Annotated in this window: 23 protein-coding genes; 18 read left to right on the top strand and 5 right to left on the bottom strand. The window is 32.4% G+C overall.

Annotated features, from left to right (window positions below):
- Nucleotides 1-101: 101 nt before the first annotated feature.
- Nucleotides 102-1118 carry a PTS sugar transporter subunit IIC gene (locus tag MPR_RS09550; RefSeq protein WP_041892000.1) on the bottom strand — a complete coding sequence of 339 codons (1017 nt, stop codon included), beginning with the start codon at nt 1116-1118 and terminating at the stop codon, nt 102-104.
- Nucleotides 1119-1241: 123 nt separating this feature from the next.
- Here MPR_RS09550 and MPR_RS09545 point away from each other — a divergent pair, with 123 nt between their 5' ends.
- From MPR_RS09545 to MPR_RS09505, 9 genes are all read left to right on the top strand, one after another.
- Nucleotides 1242-2588, top strand: coding sequence for a hypothetical protein (locus MPR_RS09545; protein WP_041891998.1), 1347 nt, complete (start codon nt 1242-1244; stop codon nt 2586-2588).
- Nucleotides 2585-4384, top strand: coding sequence for a WG repeat-containing protein (locus tag MPR_RS09540; RefSeq protein WP_041891995.1), 1800 nt, complete (start codon nt 2585-2587; stop codon nt 4382-4384). Before MPR_RS09545 ends, MPR_RS09540 begins: the two co-directional genes overlap by 4 nt.
- A 720-nt stretch (nt 4385-5104) precedes the next feature.
- On the top strand, nt 5105-7171 hold the full coding sequence (locus MPR_RS09535) for a S41 family peptidase (RefSeq protein ID WP_041891994.1): 2067 nt from the start codon (nt 5105-5107) through the stop codon (nt 7169-7171).
- 13 nt (nt 7172-7184) lie between these two features.
- Nucleotides 7185-8465, top strand: coding sequence for an erythromycin esterase family protein (locus tag MPR_RS09530; RefSeq protein ID WP_041891993.1), 1281 nt, complete (start codon nt 7185-7187; stop codon nt 8463-8465).
- 409 nt (nt 8466-8874) lie between these two features.
- Nucleotides 8875-9204, top strand: coding sequence for a hypothetical protein (locus MPR_RS09525; protein WP_041891990.1), 330 nt, complete (start codon nt 8875-8877; stop codon nt 9202-9204).
- A 448-nt stretch (nt 9205-9652) separates the two neighbouring features.
- The gene (locus MPR_RS09520; RefSeq protein ID WP_041891988.1) at nt 9653-10549 is read left to right on the top strand and encodes a hypothetical protein; all 897 of its coding nucleotides are present in this window, start codon (nt 9653-9655) and stop codon (nt 10547-10549) included.
- A 5-nt stretch (nt 10550-10554) separates the two neighbouring features.
- On the top strand, nt 10555-12543 hold the full coding sequence (locus MPR_RS09515) for a TonB-dependent receptor domain-containing protein (RefSeq protein WP_041891986.1): 1989 nt from the start codon (nt 10555-10557) through the stop codon (nt 12541-12543).
- 25 nt (nt 12544-12568) lie between these two features.
- A complete protein-coding gene (locus MPR_RS09510) occupies nt 12569-13435 on the top strand; it encodes an MbnP family protein (RefSeq protein ID WP_041891984.1) in 867 nt (288 codons plus the stop codon).
- A gap of 79 nt (nt 13436-13514) precedes the next feature.
- Nucleotides 13515-14537, top strand: coding sequence for a cytochrome-c peroxidase (locus tag MPR_RS09505; RefSeq protein WP_041891981.1), 1023 nt, complete (start codon nt 13515-13517; stop codon nt 14535-14537).
- A gap of 228 nt (nt 14538-14765) precedes the next feature.
- On the opposite strand, the gene MPR_RS09500 is transcribed toward MPR_RS09505, so the two are convergent.
- Entirely contained in the window at nt 14766-15140 is a 375-nt protein-coding gene (locus tag MPR_RS09500; RefSeq protein ID WP_041895342.1) for a winged helix-turn-helix transcriptional regulator, read from the bottom strand.
- A 102-nt stretch (nt 15141-15242) separates the two neighbouring features.
- Here MPR_RS09500 and MPR_RS09495 point away from each other — a divergent pair, with 102 nt between their 5' ends.
- Both MPR_RS09495 and MPR_RS09490 read left to right on the top strand, forming a co-directional pair.
- Nucleotides 15243-15773 (top strand): NAD(P)H-dependent oxidoreductase, encoded by a 531-nt coding sequence (locus MPR_RS09495; RefSeq protein ID WP_041895340.1) that lies wholly within the window; start codon nt 15243-15245, stop codon nt 15771-15773.
- 18 nt (nt 15774-15791) lie between these two features.
- Complete coding sequence (locus MPR_RS09490) at nt 15792-16580, top strand: PhzF family phenazine biosynthesis protein (RefSeq protein WP_041891979.1); 789 nt, start codon at nt 15792-15794, stop codon at nt 16578-16580.
- A 70-nt stretch (nt 16581-16650) separates the two neighbouring features.
- Here MPR_RS09490 and MPR_RS09485 read toward each other — a convergent pair whose 3' ends face one another.
- Nucleotides 16651-17280 carry a DUF7691 family protein gene (locus MPR_RS09485; RefSeq protein ID WP_041891975.1) on the bottom strand — a complete coding sequence of 210 codons (630 nt, stop codon included), beginning with the start codon at nt 17278-17280 and terminating at the stop codon, nt 16651-16653.
- Nucleotides 17281-17496: 216 nt separating this feature from the next.
- Between MPR_RS09485 and MPR_RS09480 the strand changes: the two genes are divergently transcribed.
- The 4 genes from MPR_RS09480 (at nt 17497) to MPR_RS09470 (ending at nt 20212) form a co-directional block, all read left to right on the top strand.
- A complete protein-coding gene (locus tag MPR_RS09480) occupies nt 17497-18315 on the top strand; it encodes a GLPGLI family protein (RefSeq protein WP_041891973.1) in 819 nt (272 codons plus the stop codon).
- A gap of 88 nt (nt 18316-18403) precedes the next feature.
- The gene (locus MPR_RS18735; protein WP_006260146.1) at nt 18404-18541 is read left to right on the top strand and encodes a hypothetical protein; all 138 of its coding nucleotides are present in this window, start codon (nt 18404-18406) and stop codon (nt 18539-18541) included.
- 129 nt (nt 18542-18670) lie between these two features.
- Nucleotides 18671-19435 carry a hypothetical protein gene (locus tag MPR_RS09475; RefSeq protein WP_041891970.1) on the top strand — a complete coding sequence of 255 codons (765 nt, stop codon included), beginning with the start codon at nt 18671-18673 and terminating at the stop codon, nt 19433-19435.
- A 408-nt stretch (nt 19436-19843) separates the two neighbouring features.
- On the top strand, nt 19844-20212 hold the full coding sequence (locus MPR_RS09470; protein WP_139177151.1) for a transposase: 369 nt from the start codon (nt 19844-19846) through the stop codon (nt 20210-20212).
- A gap of 240 nt (nt 20213-20452) precedes the next feature.
- On the opposite strand, the gene MPR_RS09465 is transcribed toward MPR_RS09470, so the two are convergent.
- The gene (locus MPR_RS09465) at nt 20453-21451 is read right to left on the bottom strand and encodes an OmpA family protein (RefSeq protein ID WP_041891965.1); all 999 of its coding nucleotides are present in this window, start codon (nt 21449-21451) and stop codon (nt 20453-20455) included.
- Between the two features lie 215 nt (nt 21452-21666).
- On the opposite strand from MPR_RS09465, the gene MPR_RS09460 reads away from it, so the two are divergent.
- Together MPR_RS09460 and MPR_RS09455 are read left to right on the top strand one after the other, a co-directional pair.
- Nucleotides 21667-22221 (top strand): lipocalin family protein, encoded by a 555-nt coding sequence (locus tag MPR_RS09460; RefSeq protein WP_041891962.1) that lies wholly within the window; start codon nt 21667-21669, stop codon nt 22219-22221.
- Between the two features lie 181 nt (nt 22222-22402).
- A complete protein-coding gene (locus tag MPR_RS09455) occupies nt 22403-23092 on the top strand; it encodes a hypothetical protein (protein WP_041891960.1) in 690 nt (229 codons plus the stop codon).
- Here MPR_RS09455 and MPR_RS09450 read toward each other — a convergent pair.
- Nucleotides 23082-23768 (bottom strand): CPBP family intramembrane glutamic endopeptidase, encoded by a 687-nt coding sequence (locus tag MPR_RS09450; RefSeq protein ID WP_235280422.1) that lies wholly within the window; start codon nt 23766-23768, stop codon nt 23082-23084. The two genes, MPR_RS09455 and MPR_RS09450, sit on opposite strands and share 11 nt — an antisense overlap.
- A gap of 174 nt (nt 23769-23942) precedes the next feature.
- On the opposite strand from MPR_RS09450, the gene MPR_RS09445 reads away from it, so the two are divergent.
- On the top strand, nt 23943-25154 hold the full coding sequence (locus MPR_RS09445; protein WP_041891956.1) for a hypothetical protein: 1212 nt from the start codon (nt 23943-23945) through the stop codon (nt 25152-25154).
- The last annotated feature ends 3 nt before the right edge of the window (nt 25155-25157 follow it).

Genomic DNA, 25157 nt, shown 5'->3' with positions numbered 1-25157 from the left:
AAGCTGCTTCAATAGATCTATTGAAGCAGCTTCTTTATATATTCACTTTCCTACACGAAATAGAGTAGAGGTATCCTTGTATATAGTACATTAGTCTTAAATTAAAATATTTTCATATCACCATCTTTGATCAACTGTTTCTTTTTCATGATATAGTAGATTAGGTATGACAAAATCATAGGTAATATAATCTGTAAACCTAGTATAGCCAATATAATATAGGAAGTAGAGTAGGCCTCTTTCATCGCATTAAAGGTTCCTATCTGACCGACTAACCCACAGCTCCCCATACCTGATTCTAATGCCGTATTTTGCATATCAAAGAACAAAATAGCTATTGGACCTAAAATAGCAGAGGCTAAGGTTGGTGGGATCCATATCTTCCAATTCTTATAAATATTAGGTACTTGTAACATACTAGTACCGATACCCTGTGCTAGTACTCCCTTTAGCCCATTATCTTTATAACTGATGGTCGCAAAACCTATCATTTGAGCACAGCATCCGATGGTCGCCGCTCCTGCTGCCAATCCATCTAGTTGTAACATCAAGCATAAAGCAGCTGAAGAGATTGGTAAGGTTAGAACCATACCCACTACCACAGCGATAACCATACCCATGATTAGAGGATTAGCCTCTGTAGAAAATATAATAACCTGCCCAATCCATTGCATCAACTGATTAACACTAGGTCCAATCCATTGTGCTAAAGCTACTCCTACTAAAACTGTGACTATTGGAGTTATCACTATATCTATCCTTGTTTCGCCTGCTACAGCTTTCCCGATTTCTACAGCAATAATAGTCGCAATAAACACACCTAATGGGCCACCTAATTGATACGCTGCTACACCTACCACTGCAGATGAGAATAACACTAGCTGCGGTGCTCTTAAACTATAGGCAACGGCTAATGCGATTACAGGGCCTGTCGCCTGATTCGCAAATGGCCAAACGACCTCCTTTAAAAACGAAATACCAAATTCTTCTCCTATCGTCTTTAGAATAGTTCCTACTAGTAGAGTAGCGAATAACCCGTAGGCCATAGCCCCCATAGCATCGATAAAGTATCGTTTGCTTGAAATCTGTATGTCTTTTCTTTGAAGAAATTGTTTCATTAAGTATTTAATTTAATAAAGTACCTATTATAAGGTACTATAATCGATGCGAAAGTATTAATAATTATAGTAGCAATGTTAATGTTATTCTTAAATTAGTGTCTTCATTAACAAATTAAAGAAATGAATATTTTCAATACTTCTATTAAATCAATATTATTGCTATTCATCTTCCTTTTTCCTTCTTTTATAATGGCTCAGTCACCCGTTATACTAGATAAGATTACAACATTGGATAGTTATAAGAAACTGTATGAAGCGAATACTTTTGATCATAATAACAGTTACTTTAAGTCTAATGATAAAGGGCAGTGGAATAATATACCTATTAAGGAGGTATATTTTTATAAAGATTACTTTATGTGTTCTATTGATACTTCAGTTAAAAATACAGCCAAAAGGTTAGCCTCTTATTTAGAAAAAAACTATCCTGATAATCTAATAGTTGAAGAAGGATACTACGAACGCACCTACACAGTTGTCACTCGTGCTTTTCGCCTTGATTTTACAGCAAAAGTGAAAGAAGATACTGAAGTACTCGAAAATACTAAGGGAGAACTAAGTATCAAATTTAAAAAAGTAGAGGACAATCCTTTAGCTAATTTGTCAGATGAGTTAAAGGTCAACAGAGATGGTATTATTTGCTTACTAAAAATAGAGTGTTATAATGTTGTTCCTGCTATTTTTGCAGATGGCATTCCCGTACTTTCCAGAAATACAGAAGACAAGTATTCTCGCTACGAGACCATTGAGCTAAATAAGTATATCCTAACCCCTGATATACCTATTGATTTGTCTTTTATCTTTACACCTGGTATTGATAAAAAGGGGCAAGTCATGTCTAAGGTTCCCAAGAGTTCATACGCTAAAATTGCTATTGAATATGTAAATGTGAAAGGCGATCTTTTAAAAACGGTCAATCTATTTGACAACGAAGCTTATGTCACAGATACTATTGTCAATAATGGCAAGACACAATACTACCATTATACAGGGACAAATGACTATACGAAAAAAAACATCCAGTTTAGTCATCAATTAAAAGCTCCTGTAGAGTATAAATTAACAGGGTGGTCTGAGGGTAAAGATCTCCGCAAAGAAAAGAACTTAGAAGAGCGAATAAAGCAGTTCTATGCAGATTATGCAGCACTGATTATGGATAAGAACATCGCTAGAATCACTCAGTTATTATATCCTTCTTTTTTAGAGAAATATACCTATAACTACAATGGTACGAAGTTAAAATCTTATACAGAATACAGCTATATAAAGTATATGCTTAATAATTCATTTAAGGTAGTGACAGCACAGACTACTAAACTGCACATTAGCACTAATGGGCAATTAGCTTTTTTAGAATCTCTTGATAAAACGACTTACCTAAAAGCGGTAGGCTTAGATCAAATAGAGAATATATCCTTTCTGTTTTATATAGATAAAAATACAAACGAACTAAAAATCATTCGATGAAAAAATATCTCACTATACTTATATTTTTTTTAGTAAACCAACTAGCGATAGCACAAGTTGATTTAGATAAATATAACGCTGCTACTACTAACCAAGAATATATGGACTTACTGAAAAGCGATTTGCAACAGCTTAAAATGTTTGTGAACTTGTTTGGTAAAAGCAGTGATAAATCATCCTCTATCTCTAAAATAGCTCCCCTAAAAGTGTCCTTTAATCAACGCGATTACGATGCTACTATTGATGAATTAAGTAAGGCTAATATTCAGTTTACTAATTTTATAGTTAAAGATTCTTTTTCTATAAAGCTGACCCAGGACCCTTCTATCTATCGATCGCTAGAAGATATTAAAGCTCCTATCTATCTAAAAAAAGTATATTATAACGATGGCACTACTCAAGATATAGAAGTTAAAGAGAATATCAATACCCACTTTGCTCCAGAACTAGGGCTTAGTAAGGCTGTCAATAAGGTAGAAATAGAAATAGCTTTCTCTACAGTACAGAAATTAGATAGTGTAGTACTGCCTGCTAAAGTTAATCAGAAAGTAAACTATAGAGGAGTAGAACTAGAAGTAGTAGAAGTATCTGATAAAGGAGTTTTGATAAAAGCATTGTCAGATGATATAGAACTTGACGAGATACAAGCGCTCTTAAAAGATAAAAGAAGAGTGAGTAGCTATAGATCACAACGAGCGGGAACGCACCCAGACAAGTTTAATCTTTTTTTGAAGAAATGCTTGGATAAAATAGAAAATATCATGACTTATTCTAAGGCTAATATAGCTATGGTACATGCTCAATTCAAGAGTGAAGTAGGAGCTAAGCTAATCGAATTAGAAAGCGAAATGTCTGCTGAATTTAATAAATCAGAGGGGGTTAGTTATTTGTATTACGAGTTTGGCGCACCTATGGATAAGCTTGTTATTTATGACCAGAGCCAGACGTATAATAGAACTATTGTCAAAACATTAATTAACCAAGAGCCAAAATCTCGTTTTATTGTCAATAGAGATTCTAAAACATTTATATACAACGCAAATCTAAAGTTAATAACAGAACTTGCAGATAAGTATTATCCTTTAAATGATTACTTCTTTGAGACTGATTTTCAATATTTCTATTTAAATGACAAATTTGAAATGCTGCCTCTAACTTATTACAAGTTAACCAATGTGCTAAACAATTATGTGATAATAGAAGAAGATGATGAGTCGCCTCAGGAATTAGTTGATCCTGCGAATAAAAAGATAATGAATGTAGATAAATTTGATACTAATAAAGATTATAATTACTCCTTGATAACAGCAGATAATGCACATTATATACTAAGCAATAAAAGTCTAGTGCCTCAGAAAATAAACCAAGTAGACAAGGTAAGCAGTGCTAATGGTGGTTATTTTGTGGTGACTAAGGATGATAAGTATGGCTTTATGAATATAGAAGGTCAGCTTGTTATCCCTGCGCAGTATGATGACGTAAAAGAGTTTTCTAGCATGACAGACCTATTGCCAACAGATTTGCTATTTGCTGTAAAGCAGAATGACAAATGGGGATTTGTAGATATACATAATAAAACGGTTATTCCATTTATGTATAGTGATATCAAAAGTACTTTCTCTTACGGACTAGCATTAGTCTATCTAGATGATAAGCTAGGGTTAATTAACCTAAAGAATGAAAAGAAATCTAAGTTTATTGATAGAAATTACTCTGCTTCAAGTAATTTCGGAAAGAGAACAATAAGTTTAAGCGATGGTACTTATAATTATAAGGGAGAAAAAGAAAAGGAATAAGGGACAGTATTCGATAGATACTATACCTCCGTAAGTTATTACAGACACCCCTCCATTGATTTCTATCAATGGAGGGGTGTCTGTTTAGTATAATGTGGTTTTATGTATTATCTCTTAATTCCCACTATTAAGTAGGTGTCTTTTTTTAGACTATTGATCAGAACTTTTTTAGGTTTTCTGTTGTTTTGCTTGAGGATTGCTAGGGGTATTCTTGCAGGTTTCTTCGACAAAACAGCCTTCTAGGCAAGGAAACCCCAAGGAAAGTGCAAGCAAACTCCTAGAAAGTGCAAGGAAAATAGATTATTAACCTCTTATAGCTATAGTAGACTAAATTATCACAAGAGTATATTATACTTCAAATATATCTAATTATATTCTTTTTTAATTAGAATAGAGATGGTATTCATCTCATTTATATTTTGGATATTTCCTTTAAATGACAGTATTATATCTAAAGAATTGGGAAGATGATATCTGATTTTGAAGAATTAATTCTCTTGGGGGTAAGATTTAAAAATTGTGTAGGAGATTAATTTATTATATATTTTAATATGCTCTTAACACATATGGAGTGAAAACACTCATATTTATTAAACTTAGCATTCTTATTAGATAATAAAAGTTATTTAGTACTAGATTTAGTACTATATATAAACAAGTAAGGTAGTTGATAATATGTAAATCATTATCACTATAGATAAACTTTAAATCTCAAGCTATATGATAATGAAAACTTTTTTAAAAGTATTGTTGTTTTTAACTCCTATGATATGTTTCTCACAAGTAAAGCAGACAGTACGCTTTCAAAATTTGTATGAGAAGGAATCTTTAGAGAGTAACTGGTATATAGAAAAAGGAGTTACTGAGTATAGTTTAGTAGTAGATAGCTTAAATAAAAAAGAGAAGTCTCTGTATATAAAATCTTTTGGTGATAATCATTCCTATTGTAGTGTGTTAAGCAAAATACCGAATGGGTATCAGGGAGATACTCTTATGCTATCTGCGCTTATTAGAAGTAAAGATATTGAAAAAGGTGATGCTAAGATTATGATTAATCTTTTAAAGAGAGGAAGTTCTATAAAATATGCTATGCTAGAACATAATGAGATAGTAGGAACGACAAATTGGAAAAAGTATAGTGTAAAGCTTCCACTCGATACAGCTACAGATACGATTTTTATTGTTGGAGGATTACAAGGAAAAGGAGAGGTGTGGTTTAAAGACTTTGAGGTGACACTAGATGGTAAGAATCTAAAAGAGCTAGAAAACGTTAAAAAAGCACCTCCTAAAGCAGAACTAGATAATGAGTTTGATACTGGTTCTAAGTTTACAGTGGATAAAGTGAATGAGACGAGTGTAAAGAGGTTAGCAGAATTATGTAAGGTGTGGGGGAGACTTAAGTATACTCATCCAGATATCGCAAAGGGTAATTACAATTGGGATTATGAGCTCTTTAGGATATTACCAATTGTAAAAAGAAATGACTTCCAAGAACAATTAGTACTATGGAAAAATCGTTTTGGCGAAGAGTCCTTGACAATTCCTAGCAATCACTATTATGTGGATTTTTTTCCAAATGTAGGTAATGCAATTTTTGAGAATGAGAAGAGTTATAAAGATATTAGCTTTGATGATCACGGTTATCGTTTATTAGCGCTATTTCGTTATTGGAATGTGATAGAATACTTTTATCCTTATAAAAATTTGATTTCTAAAGATTGGGATACAGTATTAGAAGAATATATCTTCAAGTTATTGTCTAGTAGAGATGAGTTAGAATATAAGATGGACCTGATGAAATTGACTAAAGAACTGGGGGATGGACATTCTTTCTTTAATGCAAAAGGAGATAGGCTGATGGGGGAGTATTTAGGACTAAAGATTATACCTCTTAAAGTTAGGTTTATAGAAGGTAGATTAGTGGTCACAGAACTAATCAAGGAAAGAGAAGATGAGTTTAAAGTCCGTATTGGTGATGAAATAAAAACAATCGGAGGAAGAGATGTTAAAGAAATAATGCAGGAAAGAGAAGGGTTCTATCCTTATTCTAATAATAACGCTAAGCTATATAATTTAGCAAGTTTTATGTTGAGAACGAATAAAGCAGAGTTAGAATTAGGATTGTGTAGTGAACAAGGCGATTTTAAAGAATCATTACCTACTGTTGATTTACATGACTTTGCTTTTTTTACTGATCCTTTAATTTCGCATCAGGACTTAGATAATAATCTAGGTTATATCAATATTGGAGCTTTGAAGAGTGGAGAGTTGACTGATATTATGTCGCGTTTTAAATCTAAAAAGGGGATTATCTTAGACTATCGTTCTTATCCGATTATTAGTTTAGGAGAGTTAATGAAATATTTTACCCAATCAGGTGTGCCTTTTGTTAAATATAAAACACCAAGTAAGAATGAATTAGGTAAATTAAATGACGATGAAAGTAAGACATATGGCGATCCTAATTATTACTATCCAGGGAAAGTGTCTATTCTAGTAGATGAAAGTACAATGAGTGCATCAGAATTTAATGTTATGGGATTACAGACATCACCTAATGTAAAAGTAATAGGTACACAGACAGCTGGTGCAGATGGTAATATCAGTATTCTAATATTACCAGGGGATATACAAGTTATTTTCTCAGGTATCGGTATATATTATCCTGATGGCTCTGAGACTCAGAAAGTAGGTGTGAGAATAGATGAAGAAGTTATCCCTACTGTACAAGCTCTAAAAGAAAAGAGAGATTTAATACTAGAAAAAGGAATTGAGAATTTGCTTTAAAAAAGAAATATTTATGATTAGAGAATTTATAGCTACATTATTTGTCTGTTTTGGTCTTTCTGTATCCTTTGGACAAGTACAAGAATTAAGTAAAGAAGATTTTATCAATTCTAATTTTGAATCTTTAACTACGTTGAAGTCAGATTTAAAAGATGTCAGTATTGTTGGGCTAGGAGAGTCTTCTCATTTTATGGGAGAAACTTATAGAGCTAAAGTAAAGATGGTGAAATATCTTCATGAAGAATGTGGTTTTGACGTATTGGCGATAGAGTCACCATTATATGATTCGAAGGAGTATTATAATGATAGTATTAGCCAAGGAAAAGTAACAGGCGATGATTTTCTAAGAAGTGGAGCAATAAGTGGAGTATGGCTTTCAGATGATATGCTTGAGTTATTTAATTATATCGTTGAAACACAAAAAACAGAGAGACCATTGATTTATACAGGTTTTGATAATAGCTTCTTCCATTTGGACAGTCAAATTGATGAAAATTTCAGAAAGTTTATAACAAAGCTAAATGAAGCAACTATCTCTGAAATCACCACAGATAGTATTTTTATTTCTTCTTTAAATCATGCAGTAAGAAAATCATATTCAATTAAGACACTACCAGTTTCTGATACTTTAGTGCTTTACAGTAAATTTGAAGAAATAAAAAAATCATTAGATAAATTAGAAGTTAAAGATAAATACTTTAAGTACTGGGAACAGATTTTAGTTAATCTAGAGTCTAGATACCGTATGAATTATAAGTTATATGACAGGGATTACATGATGGCTAAAAATGTTGACTATTTAGTTAACAATGAATATTCTAATAAAAAAATGATTTTATGGGCTGCAACAGTCCACTTATTGGCAGATAAAAATTCTACTCAAGACACTAAAAAGAGGGACAAACAGTTTATGGGATATTTTTTAAAACAGAAATATAAAGAGAAGTACTACCATATTGCTTTTGTACCAGGTAGTGGTGTTACTGGTCTTAAAGGGTATTTAGGTATAGGAAAGAAAAGAGCTGTTGCGACTAAAGGCAGCATAGAAAGATATATAAAAGAATCAATAAAGGAGGAGTACGCCTTTATGTCTACTAGAACTGATTTGAGTAAAGAGATAGTTAATAACCATAAGATTAATAAGTCATTATTAATAGGTTTAACCTCATATAAGACCAATATATCTACTGTAGTGGATGGTTTTTTCTATATGAGACAAGAGTATTTACCAGAATTTAAAGAAAGGAAAAGAGTGTGGACTGAATTTAACGAAAGTAATTCTATCCCTTTGTAGGATGAAAATAATTTTAATAACACAAAAGTATGTACTTTTAGTATTGATCATTTGTTGTTAATTTAGACAAGCCTTAAGGAATACTTAAGGCTTGTTTTTTTTATGATTATTCCAAAATATGCAATAGACATATAAACGATAAGTAATTGTACAAAATAGATCTGAATTCGGGATACAAACATACACTAGCATAGTTCTACAACTGATGGAGGAGTTATGAAGTAGTATTGCTTAGCAGTATTTGGTTAATGTGGATTTTGGAATTATACCTTATTCCTCCGAAAATAGGGGACTTCTATTTACATTTTTAGGCTATTGATTTATATAAACAATTCTAGATTTTGTAGATTGAAAAAATAGTTAGAATTTTGTACTCGTGAAATTTGCAATCGTCATATTATCCCTATTCATGTTATTCAAGCCAGTACTTCCGGTTGTTGAATATGTGGTGCTATATGATTATATCAAGGATGAACTTTGTGTGAACAGAGATAAGCCAGAGTTAGAATGTAATGGAATGTGTCATCTATCTAAAGAGATGGCTAATGCTTCTGATACAGGTAAAGATAAAAGCAAAAGCAATTTTGCTTCAGCAGAAATACAGCTTGTTTATTTTCAAGATATTGTAAATAACACATCTATTCATTTATTTAAGAATTATACGTTTAAGGCGTTCTTTAGCCTTGATAGTGTATATACTTATACTTTCAACAATTTCCTTTTTAGACCACCTGTCTAATAAACTATTGAATTTTAGTAGATTATTTGTTTCTATACCTAACGTGATTGTTGGTCTAGATAGTAAGTAATCATATCTCATTTCATGTATAGTGGATCATATATTGGTATAGTACATTGATCTGTATACGCCAGTATAATCAGTTGTATCTTTTTGGTATGAGGTGTCACTCTTTTGTGGTATGTACTGCATGGTGCTAAGTGATTTTATAGGAGAGTTTCTATATCTACTTAGAAATACGATGTCTATATCTCTATGATGATAAGCATCTACTGTATGCTTTTGGGGTAAAATAAGTAAAATAGTTTAACCGATGATATTGTCAATACACTTGATGATGTCCTTAATGCTGTACACTGATTTTGGGTTAAAAGATCAGGTGTATGATTTGATCTATAAAAGAGAATCATACAGATTCGCCTAGTCATGTACACACTTTTATGTAACAATGAGAATCTTAACGTGGATAGTAGTACTGTTTCTGTTTACTACAGCTTGTACTATTGATAAAACAGATTATGAATCAGAAAGTAATATTACGAATCCTGAGCATAATGAATTTAAGGAAGTAGTCTCAATCCAAAAAGACAACTATACAATAAGCCTAGAAGCCCTTAATGGACATCTGTACAAAGGGTATAATGAAGTAAGATTAAAAATCACTGATGCAACTACAAAGCAAGTCGTAGAGAATGCAAAAGTGACATTCTTACCTATCTATACTACCGCAGAAGGGAAGATAGAGTCATGCCCTAATCTATATGATATGGTGTATGATAAAGGAGAGAAAGTCTATAAAGGTTTTTCTGTTTTTACGCAAGAGAATACTCAAGGAGACTGGAAAGTGGAGATTATATTTAAGGATAAGAATCAAAGTATAAAAGCGAGTCAGCTTGTTTTCGTTGAAAAGCAAAACAATAAGAACCTTAATATGACTTCTTTTAGAGGGATTGACAATGAGGACTATATTATAGCATTAGTTGCACCTATAAAGCCAAAGGTAGCAGAAAATGAACTTGTAGCCGGAATATATAAACTTAATGCTGGAAATAGTAGTTTAAAAGATGCTTATACGGTAGTTGATAATTATACCTTATTACTAGATCCTAGAATGCCTGAGCCTTCGATGGGGAATCACTCTTCTCCTAATAATAAAGATCTAGTACAACGTGAGGATAAGTTCTATTATGGTGTAGTGAACTATACAATGACAGGTAACTGGACATTGAACTTTATTATGCTAAACCAACATGGTCGTATTCTAAAGGGAACGAATGTACCTAGTGATTTTACACCAGGTGTAGAAGGCAAGAAAAGTGAACTACATATAGATACCTTATTTTAATTATTATGAAACCTTTTATTACCATATTAGTCTTAGGGGTTACAACAGCGAGTGTAGCACAAGATAATAAAGGCCTACAAGATAGTATACCAACTGTATTAGACGAAATCTCTATGCTAGTTCAAGCGAAGAAGAGAATAGAGACAGAGATGAAAATGGCTGTGTCTGTTGATGAGTTTTTGGCTTCTTCAGAACAAATAAGTTTTATCAAAAGAGGGGCTTATGCATGGGAGCCTATGCTGAATAATATGAGTACAGAACGCTCTACCTTGACTATTGATGGGATGCATATTTTTGGTGCTTGTACAGATAAGATGGACCCTGTTACTTCTTATGTAGAGAGTAATAATCTATCTACTATAGATATTAAATCTGGTCAAGAAGGAGGGATGCATGGAGCTACTGTGGCTGGGAGTATTGACCTTAAACGAAAAACTACAGCCTTTGGGATAGGACAGGTATGGACTGGAGCCTATCAAAGTGGGTTCGAGTTTAATAATAAACAATTCTTTAATCTTGGTAATGTTTCGTTCTCAAGTGAAAAACTAGCTGGTGACGCTAGTATTGCTTATCGAGAGGCGAATAATTATAAAGATGGAAATAACGATGAGGTAAAGCACTCACAGTACAAAAAGTTTAATGCAGCTTTAGGATTGGCTTATAAGACAGGTGGATTATCTTCATTGCGAGCAGATGTTATTTTTGACGTTGCTAAAGATGTTGGTTTCCCTGCTTTACCAATGGATTTATGGCTTTCTCGTGCATTGATTACTTCTGTATCTTATAAACAGTTATTTGAGGACAAATTTATACGTGTTTGGGATACCAAGGCTTATTTTAATGCGATAGAGCATTATATGGATGATACTACACGCCCAGAGAATTTGGTGCATATGGATATGCCAGGGTGGAGTACTACTTACGGGTTACTGTCTAAAGCAAACTTTAAAAGTGGAAAGTATTCTTCTGAATTACAATTGAACGCTTATAATAATCTCTCTATTGCAGAAATGCGTATGTACCCACAGGATCGCTCTAAACAAACAATGTTTGCGTATAGTTGGCCATGGGTAACGACGACTTATGCAGGGGTATCATTGAATAATACGATAGAGTTCTCAGATGATCATAGACTGAATTTCGGAGGATCAGCAGGAATAAACTATAATTACTCAAAGTATATAGAGTTTAACTGGATTTTCCATCCAGGAAGCCCACAAGAGAAGACAAGGTTCTTACCAAGTCTACACACCAGTTATGAAATGGATATTAATCGATTTAATTTTTCTGTTGGTGTAGGGTATGGGCATAGAGCGCCTTCTGTGTCGGAAGCTTATGGATATTATATCTACAATAGTTATGATCGCTATGATTACATCGGAAATCCTAATTTAAAAAACGAGATTTCTAATGAGTTAAATGCAAGTGTTGGGTATAAAGGAGATAAGTTTTCACTACAAGCTAAGGTGAATTACTTCTATATCAAGAATTATGTTATCGGAAGAATATTGAGCTTAGGTAGTCCGATGAATTATCAATCAGTAGGGGTAAAAGGATATACCTCTTTAGACTATGCTACGCTGTTTAACTTCGCTCTTAATGCAGACTATCATATTATGGATGATTTGCATTGGAAAGGTGGTGTGACGTATGCTAGAGGCCAAGATAACGAGAAGGGAAACTTGCCTTTCATTAGACCATTTAGTTATCAAACGTCTTTACACTATCTCTTCAGAGATTTTAGTATACAGACTTCTATCAATGGTGATGCGAAACAACGAGATTTTAGTCCAGAATACGGAGAGAGTTTGACTCCATCATACACGGTTTGGAATGCTTCAGTTGATTACACATTTTATATCAAAAACTTTAAAACAGTGTTTCAAGTAGGAGCAGAGAATTTACTGAATGAGTACTATAGTACTTATGCAGATTGGGGTAATATCCCTAGAATGGGACGTAATGTATTTACGTCTCTAAAAATAAACTTTTAAAAATAAAACCTAATAAATAAGACAAATGAAAAATTTAACAAAGAGCTTTTTACTATTTGCAGCTTCATTAGCTGTTGTTTCTTGTTCTAATGATGATAGTAACGCTGTTGCTAATAATGTGACTTTAGAGTTTACAAATACATTCAAGGATAAAGTAATTGTTCTAGGTGATGCTAGTTCTTCTTCTGCTACTGTTAATAAATCTGCAGAGGGGCAAGAACATCAATTTTCTGAATTAAAATATGTGATTAGTAATATTCGCCTAATTAAAAATGATGGAAAAGAGATTCCTTATCATGTGAATGACTTAGATAAAGGAGCGACTGTTGTGAATCAAGCAAAGACAGAGACACTAAATTACTTATTAACTAATATCCCTAGAGGAGAGTATAAACAAATCAAATTTGGTCTAGGTGTACGTAATGATCTAAATGTTCTTAATCAAATTAAGTTTCCTCTTTTTTATGCTAACGCTGGAGCTAATGATACTGGAATGATGTGGGAATGGGGAACAGGATATCGTTTTACTAAGATAGAAGGATTCTACGATGCTGATAAAAAACAGATGTCTATACACACAGGAAGTACAACAGAAAAAGATAATGATGGTAATATAGTACAAGGTGTGGATGCGTATAGAGAGGTAGTCTTAAACTTACCAACACATGCAGTAGTGGGAAGCTCTGCGCCAACGATTAAGATTAAAGCTGATTTTGATAAACTATTAACAGGGAAATCAAATACAATTAAGTTAAGTTCAGGTACTAGTCATAATGACAATGCTACACCTAATGTTCATACATCACTACAAATGGTGAAGTTCGTAGATAATTTAGGAGGAAACGGAACGAGTGATGTTACTGGAATGTTCTCTATTATCAGTGTAAAATAAGAAGTACAAGTATAGAAGAGCTGTTATGGAGATAACAGCTCTTTGTCTTCTAAAGGGTTTTATATAATTGCTATTACAAATGAAAACAATAACAAAAATAACTGTACTATTACTTCTACTGTGTTTCATCTCCTGTAATAAGGATGAGTATGAAGATATTGTGATTGACAATCCAGAGATAGAGTTAGGAATTCCTACTAGTTTTCCAGAGTGGAACTCAGCTGCTTTAAAAAATAAACCTACAAAATATGGAGTTGAATTAGGAGAAAAGCTGTTTACAGACCCAAGGTTGAGCAAGGATAATACAATCTCCTGTTCTAGCTGTCATATACAAGAATCAGCTTATGCAGATCATCATGCCCAAGCTATAGGTATAGAAGGAAGGGTAGGGCTTCGCAATGCACCTCCTATTCAGAACTTGCTCTTTATGAAATATTACAATTGGGATGGTAGTAAACTTCAATTAGAGAATCAACCTATCGTGCCTATTATCACACATGAAGAAATGAACTCTTCTATCGTAGAAGTACTAGATAAAATAGGAACTGATGTAGAGTATAAAAAGCTGTTTAAAAAAGCTTATGGAGATGAGTCTATGACTCCAGAGAGAATATATAAAAGTATCGCTCAGTATGAGTATACGCTGATCTCTGCTGATAGTAAGTACGATCGTGTTCAGTTAGGACAAGAGGAATTTACTAGTCAAGAGGCTTATGGGTACAAGGTGTTTACTCAGAAGTGTAGTAGCTGCCATAGTGGAGCGCTTTTTACAGATCAAAGTTTTAGAAATATTGGTTTTCCTATCAATCCCGATAGTAATGAAGCTGGGAGAGCTAGGGTAACAGGTGATTTAAAAGACTATATGAGCTTTAGGGTACCTTCTCTTCGAAATATTGAATATACTGCACCTTATGGAAGCTTTGGGCAGTTTAGCTCTTTAAAAGAGGTGTTGGATTACTTTGATAGAGGTGTATTAGATGCAGATAACTTAGACCCTATTTTCAAAGAAGCAAACAACCGTATCGCACTTAGTGAAGAAGAGAAAGAAGCTTTAATTGCTTTTATGTCTACTTTAAGTGATTCTAAGTTTATCGGTAAGTAATTTGTTAGTTGTTGATATGGTGTGTTTTATTTGTTTTTATGTAAAGTGTTGGTTTATTGGTAGGGATGCTTCTTGTTCTCTTGGTGTTCTTGGGATATAGAGCTTTGGCAAAAGGCTTCAATGCCTTAATAGCTGTTCCTTTTGCACTTTTGCCAACTGTGATAAACTTATTCACTACTGCTAAAAATATTAGAAAAGAGATAGAATCTAGACAAGAGAAATAACTTGCTACACTTGTTTAGTTTCTTCTTCAAGGTTTTTATGCTCAGCTCCCCATTTGCCTAGTGCTTTAATGATGGGAGCTAGTTTTAGACCTATAGGTGTAAGTTCGTATTCTACTCGTGGCGGTACTTCTGGATAAATAGTACGGATAATAACCTTATTCTCTTCTAATTTGCGTAGTTGAAGTGTAAGCACTCTTTCTGTAATATTTGGTAATACCTTTTTAATCTCTCCAAAACGCATCTTCCCTTCAAGTAAATAACAACAAATAGCCATCGTCCATTGCCCTCCAATTATACTTGTGGCATATACCTCATTACATTCATTTTCAAGGGCTTTTTTGTTTTCGAAGTGAGTAGAAGTCTCCTTAATTTTGGTCATACTTACTTTTTTGATAGTATCTAACAATTGGGCGCTAAGGTACAAAAAGCTGTTTGAACTCCCTATTTTTGCGGTAGTAATAACGATTAATGCTAAGAAATGATGCGTACATTAGTGATCTTAACCCATCCTAATTTTGGAGAATCTATTGTAAATAAGTTATGGATAAAGGAGTTAGAACAATCTCCTGAACGATACTGTATTCATAATTTACACAGTGAATATCCTGACGGAATACTTGATATTCAAAAAGAACAGGAATTGATAGAATCCTATGATCATATTGTATTTCAATTTCCCTTTTACTGGTTTAATTGTCCTCCTTTGTTTAAAACGTGGTTAGATGAGGTACTGACTTATGGCTGGGCTTACGGTAGCCAGAGTGGGTATAAGATGAGTAATAAGAAAATAGGATTAGCCATATCAGCAGGAATTGATGAGCAGGAATATAGCGCAGAAGGAAAATATAAATATACTCTAGAACAACTGTTAGCCCCTTTTGAAGTAACCTTTAATTACATTAAGGCTGACTATCAAGGATTCTATGCATACTATGGTATAGAGCAGGATAGCTCAGTAGAAACTATCAAAAACAGTGTAATTCCTTACATACAATTTATAGAAACAATATAATATTTTAAAAAGTAGATAATGACATTAGAACTATATCAAATAGATGCCTTTACAGAACATATTTTTCATGGAAACCCAGCTTGTGTTGTACCCTTAAAAAGTTGGTTGCCTGACGAGGTATTATTTAAAATAACAAGAGAGAATGCGGTTGCAGAGACAGCATTCTTTATTGATAACGGAGATAGTATTCATTTGAGATGGTTTACTCCTGAGATAGAAATGGACTTATGTGGTCATGCTACATTGGCTACAGCACACTGTCTATCAAGTATATTAAACTATCCAAAGGACAGAATTGTATTTGATACCAAGAGTGGTGAGCTAATTGTAGAGGTTAAGGATGGGATGTACTATATGGACTTCCCATCAAGAATGCCAGAAGCTTCAGCATTACCAGATGTTATCGCTAAATCACTTAATATACAGCCTAAAGAAGTCTTCAAATCTAGAGATTATATCTTAGTCTATGAGTCAGAGGAGGATGTAAAGAATATTAAAGTGAATCAATCTGTTTTAGATTTAATCAACTTAGATCCAGGAGGAGTGGTGGTAACCTCGGTGGGAGAAGAGAGTGACTTTGTTTCTAGATATTTCACACCTCAATCTACTATTCTTGAGGATCCCGTAACTGGATCAGCACATTGTTCTCTTATACCATTCTGGTCATCACGATTAGGAAAGCATACGCTTTTTGCAAAGCAAATATCAGAAAGAGGTGGTGAGTTATACTGTGAGAATAAAGCCGAAAGGGTAATCGTAGCTGGTAAAGCAAGAGTTTATTCTAAGGGACAGTTTTGGATAGAATAAAGTAATGATAATACAAAAGAGGATAGGTATATACTTATCCTCTTTTGTATTTTATGGAACCTACTGATTACTAACAGTAGATTTCCTTGTGGCAGAAGGAGATTAGTTCTAAATTATTATCAAGGCAATAATTAATATTGTCTAAGATACCTTTTAGATGCGCATAAGTGAATTCTCTATCCTCAGGATCATCTTCTAGTTCTTCAATTTGTTCTTCAGTAATATTAAGGGATAAGAGTTTTGTCTTTAACTCCTGTAATTGAGGTTGTCTAATCAAACCAATTAGTGGCCATTCCACTATTTTTGGAATAGGAAAAGGATGACTATTGTCTGCCAAAAGGTATTTTTCAATCTCGATATCTTTTATAGAAAAGTCTTCTGTTAAGACCTTGTTAATCAGGTCTGTTTCATACCCTAGTTTAATTTCTTGGCCATAAGGAAGTTCTTTTCCTAAAGTATCACAAAGCCCTATTAGAGCATATCCATAAGCATAGTTGGACTTATGATTGAAAGGATTTTTTTGGATAATGTCAATTAAAGCTTGATTCGTTGATGTTTTAGAATCATCTACTTCAAAATCACTATAGTCTTGAAAGACATCATTTTCTTCTACTTCTTTTTGTAGTTTGGAATCTTTAGAACCAAAAGCATTTAGTATTTGATCTGTTTTAATGCCATAAGAAAAAATATAATATCCCATATCTTGATTAGTTTTTTTTGTTTTTAACAAAAATATGTATTAATTAATATTCTTTTTGTTTAAATTGTAAAATAATAGATTGTTATGCTTATGGTGCTATAAAAGATAATAAAATCAATATTAAATATCTTATATTAGATATTTAGGAGGTAATTAGAAGTTTTTTTATATGTTTACTAGTCTAGTAACAAACACTTAAAAAACTAAATATTTATCATGAAAAAACTTTGCCTTATTTTAACCTTAGCATTGGTAGGTAACACTTTTGCACAAGAATCTAATGATTCTATTGCTATCAGTAGATTCTTTTATAGTACAAAAATCGTAAAGGATCCTCAAAAAACAGATCAGATAACGGAAGGGGTAGCTATTCTAGATATTAATCAAAGTAATTCTCGCTTTACTGATTATGGAAGCCTACAGCGAAGTGAATTTATGGCAACTTCGAAGACAGATAAATCATTGTCTAGAATGGATATAATGAATAAACTAAGGCAGTTTAAATCAGGTTTTGCTTGGTCTGTATATAGTAATGCTGATGAAAATAAGTTTTATCTTGAACAAAGCAGACAAAAGTATTATTATAAAGAGGATAAAAATAGTATTAAATGGACAATTGCTCCTGAAGTAACTCAATGGGAAGGATATAAGGTACAAGAGGCAACAACAAGCTACGGTGGACGTGTGTGGTATGCTTTATTTACAACAGACATTCCTGCATTAAATGGTCCTTATAAGTTTAATAATCTACCTGGTTTTGTAGTTAAGGCATGGGATGCGGCAGGAGAGTACGTTTTTGAATTTACCAACAGCCAAAATATAAAATTAGCTAAGGATGCTTTAGATGGATTAGCTAATTATGAAGAGGTATCTAGAAAACAAGCAAAGAAAGCAGATAAGGTTTTTTATAATAAAACAGCAATAGATTTACTGATAGAGTTAAATCCTGGAAATGCAAAAAATATAGATCAATATCCAGCAGAGATGAAACAGAAACTGATCTTAAGTAGTAATCCTATAGAAAAAGATTTTTAATTAAATCATATTTATTACTGCTAGAAGTAATGCTGATTGATAGGAGTATGATAACTTTGCACTAGAGTATATAGTAATACAGATAACAATGGGAAGAAATACACCTGCCAATAGAAAGGCTGTCAAGGATAAAATAGATAAAAAGAAGAAGAAAGAACAGGAAGCAGCTGTTAAGCGAAAAGCACTTCTAAAAGAAATAGTGAACCAAATGGCTAATAAGAAGTAGTTATTTGGACATAAAATATAAAGCCTATATCAAAGGGATTACTATTGATATAGGCTTTTTTATACTTATTAGTTATAATCTTTATAAGAATAGATTATCTTAGATAAAGTATTAATAAATTCAAAAAGGATGAAACAACTTTTAGTGTTATTTATGGTGTTTTTTGGTATAGGGGCTACTTATGCGAAATGTGGATCATTTGGCTTAAGTGCTTTTCCTAATGGGTCGACCATTAATCAGAACTCTATCTTTATGATAGAGGGCTATGCTGACAGTCAATCAATCATTAAAGCGCTTAATAAGGAATATCCCATATATCTTAAAAGTGGTGATAAGATAGTGCCTTTAATTGTGACAGAGACTTACGTAGGTAGTTTTAATCTGACACAAGCTATCTTAAAGCCTGATACCGAGTTAGAGGCAGGACTTGAATATACCTTAGTAATTGATAATCTACCTCAACATGACAAATTAGAAAGACGTAATACAGAGTCGGGTAAATATGAAGCTATAACGTATAAGGTATTGCCTACTGTAGATACTGATAAACCTGTGGTTGCTTCTAAGCCTAAGATAGAAAAGAAAGAAAACGTTATGTATGGATGTGGTCCTTCTTCTAATGTGATATTTTCTAATCCTGCCAAAGATGATTCAGAGTTCTTAGTAAAGACTACAATGAAGAATGTAAAGACAAAAGAAGAAACTACTTATTATTTAGTTGCTTATAAAGATACTATTAGTGTAGGGCATGGTATGTGTTCAGGGGCTTTTAGTTTTAAAAGAGATAATGATTATGAAATAGAGTTTGCCTTTATGGATAGTTCTGGTAATATAACTGAATGGGAAGGAAAGCGAATTAAGTTTAGTCCTCCTACGTTTAAGGGAATATTTTAATGTATTAGAAATAGGTGATTACATATTATGTTCTGTTAGGACACATAGGTAGGGGCGTAAAACATTACGCCCAAATAAAATATATGTCAATAACACAATACCAACATCCTATCGGCACACACAGGTAGGGGCGTAAAACATTACGCCCACATAATATACATCATATTTGTTTATTGTATTGATTTTGTTTCAATTATTTGATTTTCAATCTATTATTTTAGCCTGTATTTTAATGAATAGGTTATCTTTAAAATGATAGTATTCTAAGCAATTATGAGTAAAAAAAGATTATATAATAGGCAGTCGTATCGTTTTAATCAATATGATTATTCTCAACAGGGATTGTATTTTATAACAATTTGCACCAATGATAGAGTATGTATTTTTGGAAGCATAAATAATGATGAAATGTATCTAAGTGATATTGGAAAGATCGTTAAAGATTGTTGGTTAAAAATAGACACTTTTCATCCTTATGTTGTTTTACATGATTTTGTGATTATGCCCAATCATATACATGGTGTTATACAAATAGTACAAGAAACGGTTACAATCAAGAAAGAAGGTTTTGAATCTACCTCTAAAACGATTGGTTCTATTATAAGAGGATTTAAATCAGGTGTATCATGTACAGTAATCAAGAGCGTAGGGATTAAAAATATTTGGCAAAGAAATTATTATGATCGTATAATACGTGATTACAATGAATACCAAAACGTAACGAATTATATAATTAATAATCCAAGAATGTGGTCAAAGGATTCATTTTATAAATGAATGGTGTGGCGTGACATATATTGGTGGGCGTAACGTTTTACGCCCCTACAGTGACGCATACACAACTTGATATTGGACGTTTACGTTGTGTTGTAATATGCACCATATGATACAAATATGTAATATGATTTTAATACAATATTCATATAAAAACCACCTACAGCCTGTGCATTAAGACATGCCCCAATAAGGTAAATACTTATTGGGGCATGTTTAAAGGAGAGCACTATTGATATAGGCTTATTTTACTCGAATTAATTCGACTCTTCTGTTTTTAGCTTTATTGCTGTCAGAGTCATTAGTAACTAATGGGTTATCTGCACCCAAGCCTTTAGCAGATAGATTCTCTTTAGCGATGCCTTGTTTTATTAGGGCATTCATCACTGCATTAGCTCTATCTGTAGATAGTTTTTTGTTGTGAGATGCTTCGCCTGTGTTATCTGTATGTCCTTCAATTGAAATTTTTAAAGAGGGATCTTTCTTTAAAGCTATTGCTATTTCGTCAACTGTTTTTTCTCCATCTTGAGTAAGTGTAGACTTATCGATATCAAAGTTGATATATAAGATAGATTTACCTTTCTCAGTTAGGTCTTTTACTATTTTGTCTGCTGTAATTTTAGTAATTGTCTGTTGTAGGGCTTCTTCTTGTAAGATATTAAGCTTACCACCTGCATTATTAGCCGTGTATTGGATATAAACGTTTCCTTGATTATGTGTACGGATAATATAAAGTTTAATTAATTCTCCAGTATATCCGATATCTCCTTCATCTCCTTTATTCGGATCTTGTTTATTATAACGTTCATATTCTTTCTCTGTGATTTCTCCTTCAAAGACTTTTACTGCTCCTATAGAATTTAAATAATCCTCTAAGCTTTTTTCAAAGTAGCGTTGAGAAAACTCTTCTCCTGCTACAGCAGTTACATTGGTTTTATACAGTTTTCCTTCAATAGGAGTCATTACTCCATCAATAGGGAAGTAACATACATCAAAGTTTTTCTGAAATGGTTTGTTCATTTCTTTTAATCCTTTAGGTAAGGTAAAGAATGGGAAAGTACCTATATCTGCTTTGCTATAAGCTATATCTTCAATATTAAATCCAGCTTTAGGTGTGTCTATTTCTTCAACATTTGTTGAGGTTTGTTCAGTTGTTATTTCGGGGTTATTTTCTTCTTTGTTCTTTTGGTTACAAGACATAACGATTAATGCCATTGCCAATAAAAGTGTGGTTTTTTTCATGATCTGAGCTTTTGATTCTATTATTGTTGTTTTTTGACAATTCAAAAATCGGTAAAAAAATGATAGATAGGATATTAAATTTTAAAAAGGAATGAAAACTTAATATAGATAGACCTTTTTATTCAATAATAAGTGTTGTTTAAAATAATTCTAAATAATATAGTTGTATTAAAAGTAGTTTTTTTATTTTTGATAAAACTCAAAATGTACTAATTATGAATTACTTTATTCGTTTCAGTTTATTATTCTTTTGTGCAACCTTCTTAATGTCATGTAATAATAGTGATATTCCAGAGAGAGCTACACCAGTTACTAATTTTGATGTAGAACGTTATTTGGGAACGTGGTATGAAATAGCTCGCTTTGACTTTCGATTTGAAAAAGATTTGAATAATACTTCAGCTCAGTACAGTCTAGATAAAGATGGGAATGTAGAGGTTCTTAATAGTGGATATAATTACGTAGAGAAGGAGTGGTCTGTAGCAAAAGGAGTAGCAAAGTTTAGAAAAGATAAAGGAACAGCAGCTTTAAAAGTTAGTTTCTTTGGTCCTTTCTATTCTGGTTATAATGTCATTGCTTTAGATGAAGATTATCGATATGCTTTAATAGCAGGAAAGAATCTTGATTATTTATGGATTCTATCTAGAGAAAAAACTTTGCCTGAAGATGTGAAAGTAAAGTATTTAGAAATTGCTAAAGAAGTTGGATATGATATTAGCAAACTTATATGGGTAGAACATGATAAGGATAATAATCCCTATTTAAAATAATAGGAAGAGTAATCTCTAAAGAGGCTTTATAGATATAGTTTAGGAATATGTAAGTTACGTTTATTATTAACACAGTTTTGAGTATCTAACCATTATTTACTGTAGGATATGTTTTTTTAAATGTAAATCGTTATATTACAGGTAAGGCACAAATGATAATGTAATAAAAACGTTTAAATCTATGACTATATATAGTTATCACTTAGTGAAAGTATCTTTATGGATGAGACTAAAATTGCTATTTAATTCACATAGATTAAAGAGACAAAAAGGTTTATTACATATTGAAGTAATGTCTAGCATGGTGTTAGGTTCTCCTATTTTTTCCCTATCCAGATTAAAACTTAGGCATGTAGTTATATTTGCCCAATGGGAAGATGAGTGTGTATTAGATTATTTTTTAATCTATAATAAGGTTGGTAGAACACTTGCAAAAGGAGAGTATCTCAAGTTAAAATTAATTAGACAATGGGGTAATGTCTCAGGGTTTGTACCAGAGGAGCTAGAGAGTATTAGTGAAGACCAATCTGCTTCAGTTGTAGCAGTTACAGTGGCTAGGATGAAGTTCTTACAGATACCAAGGTTTATTAAATGGGGAAGACCAGTAGAGATGTTGGTACGGGATCACCCAGGAGTACTATTTGCTACAGCTTCTATTGGTTTTCCACATAGAGTCTCTACTTTCTCTATATGGAATACACAGAAAGATATGTTAGACATGGTCAAGGGACATGGCAAAGTAGATGAACCTAACCGTCATATAGACGCGATGAAAGAAAGAGAGCGAAAGGACTTTCATTATGAATTTACGACTCTTAGGTTTAGTGTTATTTCAGCATCTGAGAAGTGGGGTAGTAAGGTTAAAGAATAAAGGATATATAAAAGCACTGTATAGCTACATGGATATAGTTTAAGAATATGTGGATTACAGTACAATATAAGATGTTACGATTAGTAATCTTAGAGATATACCCAAAGAAAAGCGAGGCAAAGAATACTAGTATAAAAGCTAGTATGGCATTAGGTAATGGCATAATATAAAAGAAGCCTAAGTGCGCAATAGTCATTAATGCTGCGGTGATGATGTTACCTGGGCTGATACTTTTTGATGAAGGTCTGATGTATTTGTCAATGTAGTTTTGGATTAACCCTCTGTATAAGACTTCTTCACCTAAGGCTTTTATTGGAAAGCATATCAGAATAAAGAACCATATCTGTTCTAAGTAATCATAGCGTATATCCGATGAATCAGATAAGAATATCTGTAGACTATTGACTACCAAAAAAATAACAGCAAATAGACTAGTGTATTTGATTAGATCTCTCTTAGACTTGCTGTCTGTATTTAGTTTTAGAGAAATGCGAATAGGTAATTTATGTTTCTTGATAAAGTAGATACTTAGAAGAATTAAAGGAACAGAGGCTAATACTGATTGATACTCTGTATTACCTATAAAGTTTAAAGAAAAATAGGTAGCTGTAATAACAGTATATAGTAAACAGTATAGTAGAATCGGATAGATAAGTTTATGCTGTATCTTCATCATAATTATTTAGTTAATAGTGTTTTTCATTATCTTTACTAAGATAGAGATAGTTTTTTCTGTAAAGTAATGTAAATGAAATAATTGTATAGTGTTTTTTAATATGAGAGTTTGTTTTTTATTATTATAGAATACTTTAAAGATAATCCTAATGAAATACCTTAAATATATATCGAAATGAGCAGGCAATTGTTTTATATCATCTTGTTCTTCTTGCCATTTTTTTGTTATGCACAATATACGGTACAAGAGTATTATGAATTCTTAAAAGAGTCAAAACAATCCCCTAAAGATTATATTTTTGAACTATTTAAGACTAATGATATTGTTATTCTAGGTGAGCGTGACCATAGAGAGTCTACACAGTACGATTTGATTCTAGAGATATTAAAGGATAATAGATTTATCAATGAAATCGGTCATGTATATACAGAAGTAGGTGTAGTTAATCAAACAAATAGGGGAAACATTGTTGTTAAAGGAGATTATAATAAACAAGAGGAGTTCGAAAAGGAGTTCGTTTTATTATATAGAGAACTTGATTATAATGCTCTGTGGGATAAGTTTAATATGATTAAATATCTAAAAGGTATCTATGATATAAATAAAGATTTAAGTACTCAAAAGAAGATAACTATAGGTTTTACAGATTGTGCTTTTGAATGGGAAGGAATGACGAGAGAGAAGTATTTAGATTTTGAACGGAAGTATTTATCTACGTCAAATACACGAGATAGTATTATGGCTTACAACTTTATAGAGTTATATGAAAAGCAGCGTCCAATTAATGGACATAAAAAAGCTTTGTACATACAGAATAGACCCCATGCTGAGAAAATAGATGATATCATTGGTAATCTTAAAGTAAAGACTGTTGGAGGTTATTTAAAAGAAAAATATAGGCATCAAGTAAAGATAGTAGCTTTGAACTGGTACAATTATGAATCAGAAAACTCTAAAAGTCCCGAATATGGTAAAGGGCACAAAATAGAATTATCTAATGATGGTAAATGGGATGCTGCTTTTGAAATGACAGGAAATAAACCTATTGGTTTTACTCTAAAAGGAACTCCTTTTGGACAAACTCACTTTGATTATCCTTATGGTGATGATGATAAAGTCTTGTATCAAGACAGATTAGATGGAATAATTTTTTATAAACCTTTTTATCAATTTAGTTGTACACGTGGTCTACCTAGAATAGTAGATAAACAATTTGCAAAAGAATTGATACAAAGACAGATTATTACAGGTGTTTATGAAGAAGGAGAACACTATGCCATAGAAGATGAAATAGAAGATTGGGAATCCTTTAGGACTTATGATTGTGTAGATTACTCTACAATGATCCAACAAATGAATAAATGGTTAAGTAAAAAGTCTGAATAGTAT

The sequence above is a fragment of the Myroides profundi genome, assembly GCF_000833025.1.
GTDB lineage: Bacteria > Bacteroidota > Bacteroidia > Flavobacteriales > Flavobacteriaceae > Flavobacterium > Flavobacterium profundi_A.
This window is presented reverse-complemented; position numbering and strand designations above follow the sequence as displayed.